The 16719-nt window shown below is 33.6% G+C and carries 19 protein-coding genes; all 19 read right to left on the bottom strand.

Features of this window, described 5'->3' with window-relative positions:
• Positions 1–10 precede the first annotated feature (10 nt).
• The 19 genes from GXM21_RS13265 to GXM21_RS04825 all read right to left on the bottom strand — a co-directional run bounded on the left by GXM21_RS13265 (position 11) and on the right by GXM21_RS04825 (position 16686).
• On the bottom strand, positions 11–697 hold the full coding sequence (locus GXM21_RS13265) for a baseplate J/gp47 family protein (protein ID WP_008538210.1): 687 nt from the start codon (positions 695–697) through the stop codon (positions 11–13).
• Entirely contained in the window at positions 697–1149 is a 453-nt protein-coding gene (locus GXM21_RS04910) for a DUF2634 domain-containing protein (RefSeq protein WP_008538211.1), read from the bottom strand. The genes GXM21_RS13265 and GXM21_RS04910 overlap by 1 nt, the downstream gene beginning before the upstream one ends.
• A gap of 2 nt (positions 1150–1151) precedes the next feature.
• Positions 1152–1535 carry a hypothetical protein gene (locus GXM21_RS04905; RefSeq protein ID WP_008538213.1) on the bottom strand — a complete coding sequence of 128 codons (384 nt, stop codon included), beginning with the start codon at positions 1533–1535 and terminating at the stop codon, positions 1152–1154.
• Positions 1519–2544 (bottom strand): XkdQ/YqbQ family protein, encoded by a 1026-nt coding sequence (locus GXM21_RS04900; protein ID WP_008538214.1) that lies wholly within the window; start codon positions 2542–2544, stop codon positions 1519–1521. The genes GXM21_RS04905 and GXM21_RS04900 overlap by 17 nt, the downstream gene beginning before the upstream one ends.
• Positions 2541–3317, bottom strand: a complete 777-nt coding sequence (locus tag GXM21_RS04895; RefSeq protein ID WP_008538215.1) for a LysM peptidoglycan-binding domain-containing protein — start codon at positions 3315–3317, stop codon at positions 2541–2543. Before GXM21_RS04895 ends, GXM21_RS04900 begins: the two co-directional genes overlap by 4 nt.
• Before the next feature lie 4 nt (positions 3318–3321).
• Positions 3322–6327 (bottom strand): phage tail tape measure protein, encoded by a 3006-nt coding sequence (locus GXM21_RS04890; protein ID WP_008538216.1) that lies wholly within the window; start codon positions 6325–6327, stop codon positions 3322–3324.
• A gap of 171 nt (positions 6328–6498) precedes the next feature.
• Positions 6499–6993, bottom strand: a complete 495-nt coding sequence (locus GXM21_RS04885; RefSeq protein ID WP_008538218.1) for a phage tail assembly chaperone — start codon at positions 6991–6993, stop codon at positions 6499–6501.
• Between the two features lie 23 nt (positions 6994–7016).
• A complete protein-coding gene (locus tag GXM21_RS04880; RefSeq protein ID WP_008538219.1) occupies positions 7017–7451 on the bottom strand; it encodes a phage tail tube protein in 435 nt (144 codons plus the stop codon).
• A 14-nt stretch (positions 7452–7465) separates the two neighbouring features.
• Positions 7466–8932, bottom strand: a complete 1467-nt coding sequence (locus GXM21_RS04875; protein WP_008538220.1) for a phage tail sheath subtilisin-like domain-containing protein — start codon at positions 8930–8932, stop codon at positions 7466–7468.
• Positions 8933–8948: 16 nt separating this feature from the next.
• Complete coding sequence (locus GXM21_RS04870) at positions 8949–9173, bottom strand: YqzN/YkzM domain-containing protein (RefSeq protein WP_008538222.1); 225 nt, start codon at positions 9171–9173, stop codon at positions 8949–8951.
• Positions 9173–10039 carry a DUF3168 domain-containing protein gene (locus GXM21_RS04865; RefSeq protein ID WP_008538223.1) on the bottom strand — a complete coding sequence of 289 codons (867 nt, stop codon included), beginning with the start codon at positions 10037–10039 and terminating at the stop codon, positions 9173–9175. Before GXM21_RS04865 ends, GXM21_RS04870 begins: the two co-directional genes overlap by 1 nt.
• A 3-nt stretch (positions 10040–10042) precedes the next feature.
• Complete coding sequence (locus GXM21_RS04860; protein ID WP_008538225.1) at positions 10043–10456, bottom strand: hypothetical protein; 414 nt, start codon at positions 10454–10456, stop codon at positions 10043–10045.
• A gap of 10 nt (positions 10457–10466) precedes the next feature.
• Entirely contained in the window at positions 10467–10856 is a 390-nt protein-coding gene (locus GXM21_RS04855) for a hypothetical protein (RefSeq protein ID WP_008538226.1), read from the bottom strand.
• Complete coding sequence (locus GXM21_RS04850) at positions 10853–11215, bottom strand: hypothetical protein (RefSeq protein WP_008538227.1); 363 nt, start codon at positions 11213–11215, stop codon at positions 10853–10855. The genes GXM21_RS04855 and GXM21_RS04850 overlap by 4 nt, the downstream gene beginning before the upstream one ends.
• Positions 11216–11227: 12 nt before the next feature.
• Positions 11228–12262, bottom strand: coding sequence for a phage major capsid protein (locus tag GXM21_RS04845; RefSeq protein ID WP_008538228.1), 1035 nt, complete (start codon positions 12260–12262; stop codon positions 11228–11230).
• 13 nt (positions 12263–12275) lie between these two features.
• The gene (locus GXM21_RS04840; RefSeq protein WP_008538229.1) at positions 12276–12974 is read right to left on the bottom strand and encodes a DUF2190 family protein; all 699 of its coding nucleotides are present in this window, start codon (positions 12972–12974) and stop codon (positions 12276–12278) included.
• 18 nt (positions 12975–12992) lie between these two features.
• Positions 12993–14288 (bottom strand): hypothetical protein, encoded by a 1296-nt coding sequence (locus tag GXM21_RS04835; protein ID WP_050900407.1) that lies wholly within the window; start codon positions 14286–14288, stop codon positions 12993–12995.
• Between the two features lie 17 nt (positions 14289–14305).
• The gene (locus GXM21_RS04830) at positions 14306–15274 is read right to left on the bottom strand and encodes a hypothetical protein (RefSeq protein ID WP_008538231.1); all 969 of its coding nucleotides are present in this window, start codon (positions 15272–15274) and stop codon (positions 14306–14308) included.
• The gene (locus GXM21_RS04825; RefSeq protein WP_211373393.1) at positions 15271–16686 is read right to left on the bottom strand and encodes a phage portal protein; all 1416 of its coding nucleotides are present in this window, start codon (positions 16684–16686) and stop codon (positions 15271–15273) included. The genes GXM21_RS04830 and GXM21_RS04825 overlap by 4 nt, the downstream gene beginning before the upstream one ends.
• Positions 16687–16719: the final 33 nt, after the last annotated feature.

The raw sequence follows: 16719 nt of genomic DNA, 5'->3' as shown, positions 1-16719 counted from the left end.
CATTACCATTTCAAAGTGGCTTAACATGAACCGCAGTTACTCCCGGAATAGATAATGCCCATTGCTTATAATCTTGCACATTACCACTGGTACCAGGAGTTCGTACATAATCAAGATAACGTTCTAACAAATCGACATCATTTTCTACATCTGTTCCACCCGTTGTTGGTTCAGTATTTATCACAGATGTTATATTATTATTATTTTCTACCAAAATAATAATTTTATTTGCTGTTACATTGCCAATATTACCAGCTACAGTTGATTCTATCGGAGCATAAATATATCCATCTTCGGGAATAATAACATCTTTAGTTGTAATAAATTCTACGGATTGTATATTTAAGGTTGTATCAGCTTCTGTTGCAATTTTTAATCCAGCATTTATCTTCGCCCCTACTTTACCTGTTATTTTTATATTTCCAGTAGCAAAAACAGCTTCTTTTCTATAAATACCATGTTCACCAGCTCTATAATCTAAGTAAGTCCCATTTGTTGTTTGTGCAAAACCTAAATTAAGCACCTTGCGAACCATCATCCCAATGAAAACCATTTCTATAGCTACAGGTGCTATGCTATCGTAGATATATCCTCCCTCTTCTTTATCCCATTCATCAGAAATATTGTTAAGCATTCTATTACGAATAGCTTCTTCTGTAGTCATAACCTCATCTAAATAATTAATTTCATCGGACACTATCTCACCACCGTTCTTGATATAGTAATACTTTCACCAATAGTATTTTTAACATCACAGGTAAACATTATACCGTCATCAATCCATGTAAAAGTAAAATTATCAACACTAGCAGTTCTTTTATCTGCCATTAAACAGTCTTTTACCATACGTTTTATTTCACTTTCTACTACTTTTTTAGGATAACTTTTTCCTAATAAAGTATCTATTTCCTCACCATAATTATCACTATAAATAAGATATTTATATCGTTCGGAAGATATAGCTTTTACACACCATTCAGCCCAAGCATTTGAACCTGTAATGGTTTTTTGTTTACCAGTAGGACTTAATATAAATTCATGTTTTTCAAAATCAAATTGTACAGTTTTTCCATAATTGACTTTATCAGAAGCAACCTCATCAATATATTTTGCATTAGTTACTCCAACAGTTGGAAATAAATCTGGCATAATTAAGCACCACCTGTAAACGGAACTATAACACAATCTATACACCAATATTGACCGCCATTAATCGGAGTAACCTTTACTCTATCCCCAATATGCAATGGCAATATTGGAGTTGGCGTTATAACAGGGTGGCTATGGCTTTCATATTGTGCGTCGCCGCTACCACCAGCAACATTTTTAGTATTAGTCATATATGGCTCGTTCAATGTACAAGCTCTATTTACATAAACATTCGTCAATTCATAAGGAAATCCGTCTATCATTACACCTTTAGCTGTAACTGTGCCAATTTGTGATGTAATCCATTGTCCTGTAAATCCATCATTAACTCGCTTTTTAGCTTGTTCATCAATAAGTGCAGCTAATTCTTTAAAAGGATTTTTCACTTCGATAATATCTCCTCCTTATATATTCAAGTGAAGCAAGCTCCATCTGCATTATTCCGGGACTATTACAATTATGTTTTACACTAATTACATATAAGCCATCTTCCCAGCCCTGCACAATTACTTTATCACCTTTACGAATAGTATTAATATCTATAGCCTCAACTGTGACTGTTTCTTGAATACCAGCTAAAGTATTGGTAGCTTTTTGTTGTATAGCATTTGTATCCAATCCTTTTTTATACGGAATTACCTTCTGTATTGTTCCGTATTTATCAATATCAGCATTTGTTTCAAACTCTATTGGGGCTGTAGAACCTTTTTCTTGTTTACCTAATACTTTTACTTTAGTAACTGCACCATTAAGCGTTTGTTTCTGCCTAACACTTTGTAAATTAACAGCAAATTCAAACACCCATGGGTCTACATTAGAACCTATTTCAAATAGCTCTAGTCCATCTGGTTGCATACGCACAGTAAACAATTTTCCAGACTTCTCCGCCGTTTCTTTTAATTGGTCCTGAATAATATTCCATAAAGATTTAGCCCTTACAACATCTTGTGCAAGGGCTTGCTTTGTATCTGGAATATTTAATATTGGTATATTCCATTCACTGCATATTTGTTTTATACGGTCGCTGGCTGTCGTTCCTTCCTGAAATAAAAATTGGTCTTCCGATTTGGATAAATATATCGTTCGGTCATAAATGGTTAAATTCCAATTTCGACGTTCCCTATTATCGATTTCAACGTCCCATACCACACCGGGCTGAATTAGGTAAGAATATTTACTTTCACCAAATTTTGTACCGCTGATACGTATTTCCATTCCTGGAATAATTATTGGAAGTCCTGTAAATTGGTCATCTGGAACAGCAAGTTTTACTTTCCCACAATAAGCAACTTCATCAAGTCTATCTTCTAATGTTAAAAATTGAATACATTCACGAAGAAAATACTTGTTTTGCAATATTACATCATATCGACATACACTAGGTGTAACAATCATGGAAGAATCACCTGCTTTGTTATTTGTCCTGCATTAGCTTCTAAAATTTTTGTCCAACTTTCACCATTTCCATAATACTGTTTGGCAATTTTCCATAGACTTTCTTCTGTACCAAATAAGTCATCATCAGTATTTATTTTAACAAGTTTTGGACGTTCTTTTATAGCTACTCTTTTACTTTGTTGTTCTTCACTTTTCGTACGAACAGCAATATTTTTCCATTCTCTAAAAGTAACATCAAAATAAATATCGCCCGGTTCTCCCCCTTTTTCTTGTGAAGCATATGATGTAAGTAATACATTCATATTTATATCTTGAGCGCCTGTTATTATTAAATGTAACGGGTCTGCTAATCCTTTTATAGGGTCATTAAAACGACTTTTCCAATTATTCATTACAGCGTTAGCACTTTCTGGTGTAGGTAATTCTGGGTACATACAATACGTAGGCACATATTCCGAAGGGAAAAATGAACTAAATGAGATTTCTTGTAATTTATCTCCAGTAGTAAAATCTATTTCTCCTAAATTAAGAATATTTATCGTTTGTGTTTTTCTTTGCCATTGCATTTTTATTTCTAGCGGATTAACTGGCAACTGAAATATCGTACTTGTAACTTGGTCAATGATAAAAATTGTTACAGGATTAACCCATGTATTACCCACTAACGCTTGATTTAACAAATTTCCTGCAACTTCTGCAAATTTACTGCCTTTTTGTAATCCATCTAATATAGTAGTTGCTGTTGTTCCTTTATTTAAATAACCAAACATTTACTCAACCCCTATTTTGATATGCTTGTTTTACTTCCGCAAGTATTTTCCAACCTATAGCACTTGCCATTTCATCATCAGATTTATTATTTCCGATATGAATATTTAAACCATTAAACGAAAAAGCATTATTAGAGTTATTGGATTTGCCATTATCGCTAGTATTACCACTAGATAAAGCATAAGCCATTGCTGGCATATAATTATTATTCGTAACATTGGTAAATAAATTACTATTAACCCCCAACATTTGCCCCGCTTGTTGCCAAAGTGATAAACCTCTTTGACGTTTTGAAGAATGTAACGGGATTATTACTTCAGCATTATTTCCTTCAGCAACACGAATTATCTGGTCTTGATTTAAAAATCCACCATTAGCATAGCCTTTAATACCAAGTTTTTTAGCTCCCCAATCTATAGTATCTCGTAATGGAGCTGGTAAAGCATTCCATGCAGAAATTTTTAAATCAGATAAACCTGCATTTGCTCTTGCTACAGCTTCATCTATAGCTTGTCCAACTCTATCAGGAATTTGAGCAAACCAACTTGTAACATCAGTAACTATTGTAGAACACCATTCACTAATTGAATTAGACATTTCGCCAAAGTCCTCACTAATAGTATTAGTAGCTTGTAAAATGCTTTCCCTCGCTGATGATAAACCATAACGCATACGTTCAAGGTTCATAGAAGCATTTTCACCAAGAGAATTCCAACCTTCTGCACCTAGTTCTTTTAATCTATTGATTTTTTCTCCAGCACTTTCTAATATTTCATTCATCATAGCAGATTGTGCTTTTGCTGTTTCTAATTGCATATTAGAATTTTGAATTTGGCTTTGTCCATGTTCGTTCATAAATGAATTATTTTGTGGGTCAATAATTGAACTAACAGTATTTGAACCAAGCCAATAACCACCAACACCTCCAAAAACAGAGCCTACACCAGCACCTATAGCGGTACCCACACCAGGAATAATAGAACCAATCGCACCACCTATACCAGCACCGATTTTACTACCAGCCCAAGCACCGCCCCAACCACCAATAATTTCAGTACCAGTTTTAGCTTTATCATCAGATGTTAAGAATCTATATCCGTCAAATATTGCTCCAATAACAGGAATTTTCTTTAATATCTTAGATGTTGTACTTGTTCCACTGCTATAAGCGTCCCCAAGCCAATAAGAACCTGTTTTAATGTTTTTACCAAAATCAATGGTGTTTTTGACTATTTTAAAAATACCACTCAATGGTAAAATTGAAGCCATAAATGCTGAACCCAGTCCTAGAGAGATTGCACTGCTAAAATTACCCTCTATTGCAGAATTAAAAGCTGCTTTTATCATTCCAGTAAGTGCGCCAACAAATGCTTTTATCCCAATTTCTGCAAGTTTAGTCATCACCTTACCAAATTGTTCGCCACCAGAACCACTAGCCCACTCATCCATTTTTATCATCATTTGGTCGAGCAAGAAAACAATTTTATCGCCCCACTGCATTTGCTGAAATTTTTCATCACTCGCTAGATTATCCATAAATGCAACTATTTCATCAGATATTCCAGCAACATTACTTTTTACATATTCTAATGTATCAGCATTAGAAAAAAAGTCTGTAAAAGCTGTAGCTACTGCTCTAATTGCAGGTTCTAATGGAGCAAGTGCTTCAATTTGAAAGGTTTCAAAAGCACCTCGTAATTGTTCTATATCACCTTTAGCATTATTAAGTTTTTCTAAAGCGACACTAGAGGCGGTAAATTTTTTCATTTCTTTTTCCATTGCAATGAAAGCTTTTGCACCTTGTTCCATAATAACTTTAGCAAGCCCTTTACCTTCTACACCAAACATATCGTATAGTGCCATATCTAATTCGGCAGGGTTTAATTTTCCTAAATTTTTTTGCATTATATCAGCTATTTCAGCCATACTTTTTAATTTTCCTTCAGCTGTATAAAATACACTATTTCCATTGCTATCAAGAAAATTAAATTTGCTAAATGTTTCAGTAGCAGGCTTAGTATGAGGCTGTAAATTATTAAGCATATTTCTAAGACCTGTACCGGCTTTCTCACCTTTTTGACCATATTGAGCAAATGTAGCCAAAGCTACATTAACATCATCAATACTCATACCTACACCGTGAGCGTCAGCTGCTACTTGTGAAAAAGCATATTTCATCTCATGAACGTCTGTTGCAGAAGCATTCGCTGCACCTGCTAATAAATCAGCAACGTGTGTAGCGTCTTTTGTTCCAAATACATTCATTGCAGTACTCATAACCTCTGCTGCTTCTGTAAGAGATAAATCTCCAGCAGCTGCTAAATCTAAAGCAGCTTGTGAAGCTTCACCCAATACAGATTTTGTATCTACTCCAGCTTTTAATAATTCAGTCATTCCTTGTGCTGCTTCTAAAGCACTATATTTTGTACTTTTTCCTAAGTCTAAAGCACGTTGTCTTACAGCTTCTATTTCTGCACCTTGCATTCCAGTAAGAGCTTTAATATTACTTATTTCAGCTGTAAAGTCCATAGATTTTTGAGCGCTGTTGGTAATTAATCCACCAATACCAACAGCACCAGCACCAACTCCCAAAATTCCTAAAGGAGATGTTAGAGCATTGTTTATTTTATCTAATCCGGAAATTGTTTTATCTTTTAACTTTATAGTTATATCCCATGTTTTCGCTGTAAGCTTTTGCAACCTTCCTTCAACTTTGCTAGTTGTACGCTCAGTTTCATCTTTAGGTTTTATTTTAGGCTCAACCGTTTTTTTAGCAATTTTTTCTAATAATTCATTAGTTTTATTCAATCTATCCTCAATAGTTGATGTGTCTAATGTTATTCTTGGTTCAACTTTAGTATTAGAAAATTTATCCATAACTGCTTGAGTTTTTGCCATACGTTCCTCAAACTTCACAACGCCTTCATCTATCTTTTTAAGCCTAGCTGTAAGCCTATCCTGCATAGATAAAACTAGCTTTAATCTATAAAATTCTTGATTATCTGCCACGTCGGTTCTCCTTTATTCTGTTTATTTCCTCTTGTTCTACTTCTAATTCTACTTCAATAGACGCGATTAAAAATTGACGTTCCATGAATGGCATATTAAAAAACTCTGACGGTCTAATATTCCTTCTAATACTTAGTGCATGGGCTACAGATAAAATATTCTTTCCGGATTTTATAAGTTTTTTATATCATCAATACTGATATTATATCCACTAAGTTCTAATACAACATCACCGAGCAGAGAAATCTCACCGCCAAGCAAAATACGTTTTAAAACTTCCTCACCACTAGAAGCACGGAATTTATTTAATAATTCTGGCGCACTCCAATTAGGTTTTACAGTAGAAGCAATAATAAGTCCCATATTAAAGCCTTCGGAGTCTAAAACCTTTTCTGTTTTATTTCTTTTCTCAACTGTACGGGTATTACGTTCACGAACTCTAGAAACCTGTTTACCAGTTAATGCTTTTAAAGTAACTGGAATACCTAATCGTTTTAGCGGAACAATCATTGTTGGTTTATCATCAGCATTACTATTTAATAATGCTGTAATAATATCACTTTCAGACATATCTTTATTTATTTTTTCTTTTACTTCTTCATCTTCAAAGTTTTGCTCTACTGTATTTTCATCAACTTCTGCATTACTTAATAAATTTTTTTCCATTGTTTTATCTCCTTAAATAAAATTTATTCTTCTATTGGGTCTAACAACTCATAACCTTCAAAGGTAAATGGCCATTCTTCTGTTATTTCTTTTCCTGCTTCCCAATTAGCTACATCAATACTGTCAAACATAACATTCATCAAACGGATTCTTTCATATCCCCATGCTTCTGGGTCTTTTAATGCATAAATTAGTTCTGTTCGATACGAAGGTTTATCAGAATTAGTAACAACCATAACTTCTTGCATTAATTCATCTGTTACTTTATAGCCACCCATAGAGCCAGTACCTTTTAATCCTAAGACCTTATGTCTAGTCCAGCGGTCGCCAGCAACTTTTAATTCAGCTTTTTGAATTTCAACTTTTGCAGTTGCTTTATTGAATTGCGAAAGCCATTTACCTTCTTTGTATATATAGCCAAATGTACCATTAACTACACGAACACCATCTATTGCCATTTAAAAATTCACCTCTATTCACAAATAAAGTCACTAAATATTTTTTCAATAACATCTGTAATATGTGCAGACCATTTTAAATATACCTGGTCAGGCTCTGGTTTAATTGTCGCATTATCACCGTGATATGTTGGATTAAGTTCAACAGTATATGTCCCTTGCTCAATTATTCCACCTTGAGCGCAGACCTCCATATATTGTTTACAAGCACCGATTAAAGCAAGTTGCCCTTCCGTAGTGTTATTTATTTTACCAATGTAATTATCTTCTGCTGTTTGCTGTAAATCAGTGTCAATAGCGTCCATAGTTCTAATACTACGAATTTTTTTAAACGCATTATTTTGGTCTTGTCTTAATGTAATTAAAGAATTAATTCCCTGTAAAACCTTAACAATTCGACCGTCATTAATAAATAAAAATACACCATTTGTAACTGCTGTTTCTTGTTCGCTTCTTGTCCAGCGTCTAGTAACATCATCAAATGGTGTAGCTGCATAAGTTGTACTTTCAGTCATTTTTTGTCCAGCAATTAAACCAGCAACATATGGTGCTAAATCTGCACTAGAATATTTCACATCATCAAGGATTACTCCAGTACCAATATTAATAACTCCTTCATGATTAAATCCAGCAGAACGCTGAACAACTTTTTCTACTGCGTCATCAGCAACATCATCTTCGGAAGAACCACCCATAACACACATAATTTTTTTACCTTGTGTTCTCATACGCGTAACCCAAGACGCTATACTTGTTTGAATAGCTTCATCCGTAACGCCATCTAAAGAAAGAATGTTAAATTCTTGTGTCTCTAATACATCAAGTAATTTAATATAATCTGTATTAGAGATTCCAGTAATACCACTATTCCCACCAGTTAATGCTTGAGAAGTAATATTTTTAATATCTTTACCACTAATGTCAGGGCTTCCTTCTGCTTTACTAGCCAAGATATAAACATTTGCCGTATTTACTGTATCAATCAATTCTGCCCATGTAGCAAAACTATATGTGTATAATAAAGCTGTATTTTCATATAATTTCATGTCAAATGTACCTTCATTAGCAAGTGAAGGGGCAATCGTTAATTTGAAATTATTTCCTCGTTCTCCTACATATTTTGCAGTTATTTTCACTACATCTGTATCTGTTTCATTTTGCAGGGTTAAACTTGCTTCTTTAGCGGTGCTATCCGCCAATCTATAAGCAAGTATTTTTTTTGCTCCTCCTAATGTACACATTTTAAGTGTTTTATAAAAAGTAGAGCCATTTGTATCTTCTAAAGATCCGAATTCATTTAAAATATCGCTTTCTGTAACGATAGTCGTAAAACTATTTGTTTTACCCCAATGTGCTTTAATTGGTAAAACAACCGTTCCTCTATCTCCAGTTTCAATTGCTGCAAGTCCAGCAGATTTAAAATTCATATAGAAGCCCGGTAATTTAGGTAAGTTTGTTGCTTCCCATGCTCCACCAGCCATATATCAACACTCCTATTTATTTTATTGGTTTATTTAAAAAATCATTTATTAAATTTCTCATTTCTTCAACTCCATAAGCTTGTATAGGCTTACCGTGAATAGCTCCATCAATAACTTCTGGATTACATCCAAAAACCTTACGAGATACTGATTTTAAATCTGCAATAGAATATTTAATAATCGGAGCTACAACTTGTTTACTTGTTTGTTTTGATGATTGTTTTATTACTTCTTCTGCCATTATTTCCACCTTCTTTCAATTTCAGATAAGTTAATTCTTCCATCAAAATATGTTTCCATCATTAATGGTGCTTCAACATATGGACGTTTTACTTTACGTGCTAAAGATAATTTAATTTGACCTTGTTTCAATGCGTCTGTATAAAAATGTCCTGATACATCTTTTACAGTCATATACCAACGGTTTTTAACATCCAAAGGAATTTTTATTGCCGTTTTGATATCTTCAATTAATTTCATTGCAATATTTAATTCTTCTACTGCATTTCGTCCAAAAATATGACAAGTTATATTCTTTATAACCTCAAAGCCTAATGCACCACATTCTTCAACATCCATGCCATCAAATCTCCATAATATAGATGGACGCTTATATCCTGTTGGCAGGATACCACTATAGCAATCTGTAACTTGTTCGCTTAGCTTTTCTTTACTCCATTCAGCCAAAGCTGTTAACCAATTATCATTAATTATTGGACCTTGCAAAATGGCAGGTTGTAGAGCTAATACATAGAAATTTACACACCTTGTAAGTGCGTCCCATTCTTTATCGACAGTATCATCACTCATACCGTCAGCAATACAAGTTATTGTATCTGTATCATTTGTTCCTAGTAATTGCTTATCTAAGGCATTACTAATTTTTTTTGCCAACTTATCAACTTCTACATAACTAGACTGTTCGCAATAGGGCCATACCTCTATCCTTGCCCTATATCCTGCCCATGCTGTATTGTCAGTTTCGGTCATTTCTCTAACTATAAGGTATGGTTTTTGTGTATCTGGTGTTGCTGTATGTGGCTCAAATATACGTTCTTCAACTTCTGGAATGGCTTCGATTAAAGCATTTCTTATTGCTTCACGCATTATTTATTCCTCCCATAATTTTTTTATTGCCATATTTAACTGCTTTTTCCCATATTCTGCTGCTGGAACAATCGCTGGATATGCTTTCGTTCCTGGATGATGAATAGGGTTTTTCTTTATTGGGTGTGGTAACCCATTCCACATAAAAGCTTTTTTATATTTTAAATGTATATCATGAGGAGGAGTCCCTGTTTCCAAATAACGACCATATCTAACACCATGAGAAATATTCATTTCTATATCATCACCTAACAGTTGCGTATCATGATTAATACTCTGTCTTGCATGAGCCGTACGGTCTTGCCATGGAGCAATAGATTTAGCTTCGGCTTCCATATCAGCGGAAATATTTTTACATAATAAATATGTTGCTGCTTTTTTACGTCTTAAATTTTCTCTAACACCATCGCAAAACATTTTCTGCCTCCTATGAAATAACTTCTAGACCACCATCTAAGCTAGTAAGAACACCTTGAATATAACGTGGAACAACAGATATTACTCTGAACCGTTGTCCATAGACTTCAAATTCATCTGTTATATTTGGTGTACATTTTATATCTACATCACTAGCTGCTAAAAAAGCATACGTTGAATCAGTTTGTTTAACTCCCGCTACAGTATTAGATACATTAACTTGAAATGCTTTTGACTTTTGATTAAAAATGCGTATTAAAAAAGGACCAAGCACAGATTTTTCTATGCTTCGTCCTCCACCTTTAGGAACTTTATTTGTTCTATTTATTATTATTTTCGTTGGATTTTCTGCTATTGTTTTTGCAATATCTTTTTTACGTTCTTCAATGAAATTTTTCATAAGATTTTTGGCACCTTTACTGTAAAAATTCTACTACCTGAAAGATTATTATTTTTTTCTGCCATTTGCTCATACATCTTAGCCATTTCTAAACAGTAACTAAGATAATCACTTGCTGTAGATTTTTCGTAAGTTTCTTGACCAATACTATATTTTGTTATTTGTCCAACTTCCATTGGTGCATTAGTAGCTTTTAATCGCCATCCTTGTGCAGCTGCACTATAAATATTATCTACACTTTGTAATAATTCTTCAATTTCACTATCAGTAAAATTAGTATCAGTATCGCTACCACCAACTGGAATAATTTCATGTAGATATTTTCTTAATCTAGCCTTTAATTCATCTGTGATAACCATAATTCACCTCAATTAGGCGATTGTCAATTCTTGTACATTTTCTTCAACTGCTGCAAATACACCGCGATAAGTATAACCTACCATTTGCTGTTCAATCATGCGTGTAAGGTCGCCTCCATTACTTTCGATACGTAAATCCTGCTTTAACAATTCTTTAAAACCTCGTTTTGGACGAATTAAATAAATTTTATTTGCCGGACAACCATTATAAATATAAGATTTTTTACCAACAGTTTCTTCCCAGCCATCATAATAAATAATCGTATTAATTCCTGTAATGGCTGGATAATTTGTACCCCCGATTTGATAACCACCACGTAAAGCCATTTCAATGTCAATTTTATTTGCTGCACTAGCTAACATAACTGTAGGTGTACGTTTTTTAGTAATAGCGTCTTTCATTCCGCTTTTTATTGTTTCATATAAACGTACCCAAGCAATATCTTCACTAGCTCCTGCATACGCTGTTTTATTACTGGATTTATAACTAAAATCTAAAATAGGACTAAGATGAATATGATTTAATAAAGCATTATAACTTTCTCCCATAGCTTTATTTAACATTTCAACTTCAAAAGACTGATTAAAGTCTTTCATTTGTTTTGTGTATTCAAAACCAGTAGCATAAGTAACAATACGTGCTGTTGGTCCATATTCTGCTTCGATTGTGCCAAACTTAATCTCACTACCTTCAACAGTCTGTAAAAATACGCAAGAGCCACGCATAGCCCATTTAGCGTCTAAAACTTCTGGTAAATTAGAGTCGGAGATTGTGTCATAGATTGGGTGATATAAGGTCTGTACTGTTTCTCGACCTAACTCTACATCAAGAACTACTTTTCTAAGTAATTCTTTAGAAACATTTGTTCCACCGTAAGAAATCATTTCTCCCAATGGTTTACTAAAGCTTAATGTTTCCATTTCTCCATTAATAATTTTTTTGTCTACATAATCTAATTGCCCATTAAATACAAATGGAATTTTACTTTCTCCTGTGTATTTTCTACGAGCTTCTAATAAAGTGTCTTGAGATACTATATTTAACATTTATATTATCCTCCTATTCTGTTTTCATAAATCCTTTTTCTTGTAATGCACTAAGTAAAGAATTTAATACAGTATGTGCATCCTCTTGACCTGTTGCATTTGCAATATGGTCTAATTTCTCGGGAGTAAACCAAATTGTAGTACCATCACCGTTTGTTTTTAATAATTGCCCACTTGTACCATTTCCATCTGCTGGAATATTTAATTTTTTAGCAAGTTCATCTCCTACTTTTTTAGAATCAGCAGCTTGTCCACTTTTTGTTAAACTATTATCAATAGTGATAGAGCTAGTTGCATTTGTAGTAGATACATTTTGCGGATAAAGAACAAACTGTATAACATTATTTTTGTCTTTAGCAGATGTTATTCTTCCAACTAAAATAGCCCCACTAACAGAACTATCATCTGTCATTTTTTTTGTCGCTGAATCAAAGTATAATGCAGAACCAATCGCAAATGTTTTTGATGTATCAATTTGTGTTGTAATATATTCTGCTTGTTCTGTCTGTAATGCAATTAATGTACCATTTGTATTCTCATCTTTATTTACTTTTTGTAAAGATACGCCAAAAAATCCATCAATTACACAAAATTCTCCAGCTTCAACACCGGTACTTGCTGGGACAGTAACATCTACAGATTTACCATCACTAATTTTTATTTGTGATATAGGTAATGTTGTACTTGGTATAGGTTGTCCTTGATAAGCCATTGTTTTAACCTCCTAAAATTAAATAGATACTTTTTTAGTAACAAAGAAAGAATTGTTATTATTATTTACATTAATCGGTGGTACAATATCAATTTTTGTATTAGCTAATAAAGCTTGTACGGATTTATCTGCTAAAATGCTATCAATTTCACCAGCAATTACCGCTTCATCAGAACTATCTGTATGGAGCATTTTTTTTACTACATTTTGAGCCATTTCTCCACTTACTTTTTCACTTAGAACTTTATCAATAATTTTTTCTTTATTTTTATTATTAGATTGCTTTAATAATTCTGCTGCACTTTTAATATCATTTAACAGCTCATCTCCTGTTTTTCCAAACATTTCACCGCAAGCTTGTTCAATTTTATTAGGTTCTTCATTATTACTAATACCAATTTCACCACAAGCTTGTTTTAAATCTTCTTTAGTGATTGTCCCATCATCAAGCAAATCTTTTAGTTTATTATTCATGTTTTTTATCTCCATTTCTCCCACAGGTTCCCATGTTTCTTTTCGTCTAACCTCTACAGGTTCACCAAGAACGATTGTGTTGTCTGGTCCTTTTGCATATCCGATTTTATAGTATGTTTCTTCATTACCTCTGTTGCTGTAATCACTACGATAAGCAATAAAATAATCATCATACACAGAATTTACACTTACATAGCCGTCTGAACTATTATTGCCCAATTTGGCATATGCATCACTTCGCAACGTCTCTCTTAATGCTTCATGTGAAGTATCGGCAGGTTGAGCAATAGCGTCCATTTCTCCACTCGTAGCCATTAGAGAAGTAGGCATCCCGGCACGGTTTAACGGTGTCCAGTCGATAGACAAGCCCTTATAATCAATTACGTCTGTTTCTCCGGTTACTGAATTTTGCTGTAACTGCGGATAACCAAAAATAGACACCTGATTAATCGCCTTACCGCGTATCCAGCGTTTTAAATCTCCGGCTGATTTATCTATCAATCCTCTGAAATACGCCGTGCCGTTTTCCATTTTTGCACCAATCCAATGAGTAACAGGTGTTGGAAATTCTGTTGCTACATTTTCAGCTTTTTGATGTCCTAAAAATCCGGGTAATCCTGTGCTATTTACTTCACCAACAATAGAATTTAGTGCATTACTTGTATAATTCCATCCCCTTGTACTTTTACCAGCAGGAATAGACATGATAACCTCTAAAGGGTCAGTATCATCACCTTTTAATGCGTCAATATCTGCCCAATTTGCTACTGGAATATCTTCGACATTCATTTCACCAGTAATTTTTGCTGTTAACATAATACCGTTTCTTTTTATACTCATAGTTTCACCCCCTTTCATTATTCAAACATTTTATAATGTGTCTGATACCATTCTTCTATCTCTGGTTGTGATTGTGGATTTTTTAACCAAGCTTTTAATTTATCTACCACAACTGTTGTATTTTCTGGTGCTGGTTGCAACGTACATATACAATTTGGATGTGCAGGATATATTGGACAAGACATTGCCTCGTATATTCCATTTCCATTTGGTCCACCAGTAGCATTAGTGTCGCAAATATCTTTACGTGGATGACTAGAACTTATCACCCATTTTACATATTTAACTACAGGAGTAGCTTTTGCAGAAGCAAGTACACCTTCACCATAAGCTGCTGTAAGTTCAGTTCGTGCAAGTCTTAACGCATTATAATCAAGATTTGCAGGAATACGACTGCCCATTCTTTTCATCATATTAGGATAGTTAGCTGATATACTTGTTTTACCTTTTTTTACATAACTTTCTAAACTACGTGCTACAGTAACAACATCTTCACCCGTTCCGGCTCGCACAATATCCGACATTATTTTTTTATTATGTTGGCCAACATTCCAGATACGTTCAGATAATTTCAATCCGTCTTTATGCGAACGCGCAAAACTTATTTGTACAGCTCGCTTGCGATTAAATTCCATAGATTTTATAAATGGTACAATATCAACACCAGCTTTTTTTAATACATCTGTAGATACTTGCTTTGTAAAATACATTCCGTTTTCTGCACCATCTTCCACTACAGATTTTATTACTTTTGCTAAATCCTCATTAAATTTGTCTACATCTTTTGCTATCGCTTCTAATAAATATTTAAGATTTTTATTTTTTCCTCGTTTAAATTCCTGAATAATTCTATTTATGGACGCTATATATAATTCGGCTATCGTTTCATCAGTTTGTTGTAACATTAATAAATATTTTTTTCTAGCTTCTAATGCCCATTTATAATAATCACCACTCGCCGATTTAATCCCATCTAGCTCGCTCATACCTCATTGCCTCCGGTTAAGATATCATCAATATTTTTTAATTGCTTATTTTGTTGATATGCTTCTTCTATCGGCTTATTGAGCATTTTTGTATCTTCAATTCTAGACTGTTCTTGTTCCCATGTTTCCATAGTATCAATATATTTAGCTAAGTAATCTACAGCCGATTGAATACTAATAATATTACTATCTAAGGCATTACTTAATGCTTGCGTTATTACATATAAAGTTTGTGCATCTGATTGTTCATCTTTATCCATCACTGCGTCCCATTCAATTTCTACATTGTAGGACTTATAATTTCTGCCAGATATAGAACTAATCATAGATAAAGCCATTCTTGCGAACATTTTCCACGATGTTTCCACCTGTTCCCTTTTTCGCTCTATTCTGCGAGTAAGAATTGGACCTTGTTCTTTTGTGCTGGCTTGAGAACTAGAAATATGAACCCCAAAAGCAAATTCTGGTACCTCTGAAGTATCAATAATGCAATAAAATAAAAATTGCAATAAAGTTGAAGTATCTCCAATCGCAGATGTACACTCTATAAAGCTTGCGTCATCTTCATCCTGCATTAGCAAGATTTGTTTTCCGCTTATATCTAATCTAATATCTTTCTGTTGTTTCATATCATTGAAAGCATTAGGAAAATTATCTCGCAAAAATTTTTCAACGTCCTTTAACTTAAATTTAAGTTTAGGTGTTGAGTGCATTTTACTTCCTGTTATTGCGTGAATCATTACATCGTGGTAAGCCTTTAAAAATGGCTCTATTGGTTCAAGTTCTGAATAACCATGTAATTCTGTTTCATCTGGTTCGTTCTTAAAATGAATGATAGGAATAAACCCCCAAGGATTTGATTCTGTTTTACTCTCAAGCCCTTTTGGTGCATTTCCTTCAATCGTTGTAATAATTTTACTTGCTGTTAATTTTTGGCGAAAAATATATTCTTGTTTATTACCTTTTTCGTCAATCCATTTATTTCGTGATAATAACGTAATAGCAGAATATTCTCCTGTTATAGGGTCATATTCTATTCCACCTGTTGGAATTAATTCTGGTGGGATAAGAATATAATCTAGCATTGTACCCCTGCTATTTTCTGGATAAAGTTTGGAATTAGATTTCTTATTAATCAATCGAATAAAAACTTCACCATCAATCAGATTTTTCTGATGAGTACGTTGCATTTTGCTTTTTAAATTTTTTATAAATAAATCTAATTCCTCTTGTGCTGACTCATCTTCACATATAAAATTTGGAGTTCCCATAAACCCAGCTAATGTATTTATAATTGGCTTAGCAAAACCAGCACCTAATTTATATCTTTCATCACGATTGTAATAAAGGTCTCTAGCTCTTTTATAATCAACGTGACCTTCTATCCCCAATGAATATGGAGCAGAATACATATTATTTACATTAAAAAACCAATTTCTAATACG

This window comes from Megamonas funiformis (assembly GCF_010669225.1).
GTDB lineage: Bacteria > Bacillota > Negativicutes > Selenomonadales > Selenomonadaceae > Megamonas > Megamonas funiformis.
The sequence above is the reverse complement of the archived record's forward strand: the minus strand, read 5'-3'. Positions and strand labels throughout refer to the sequence as shown.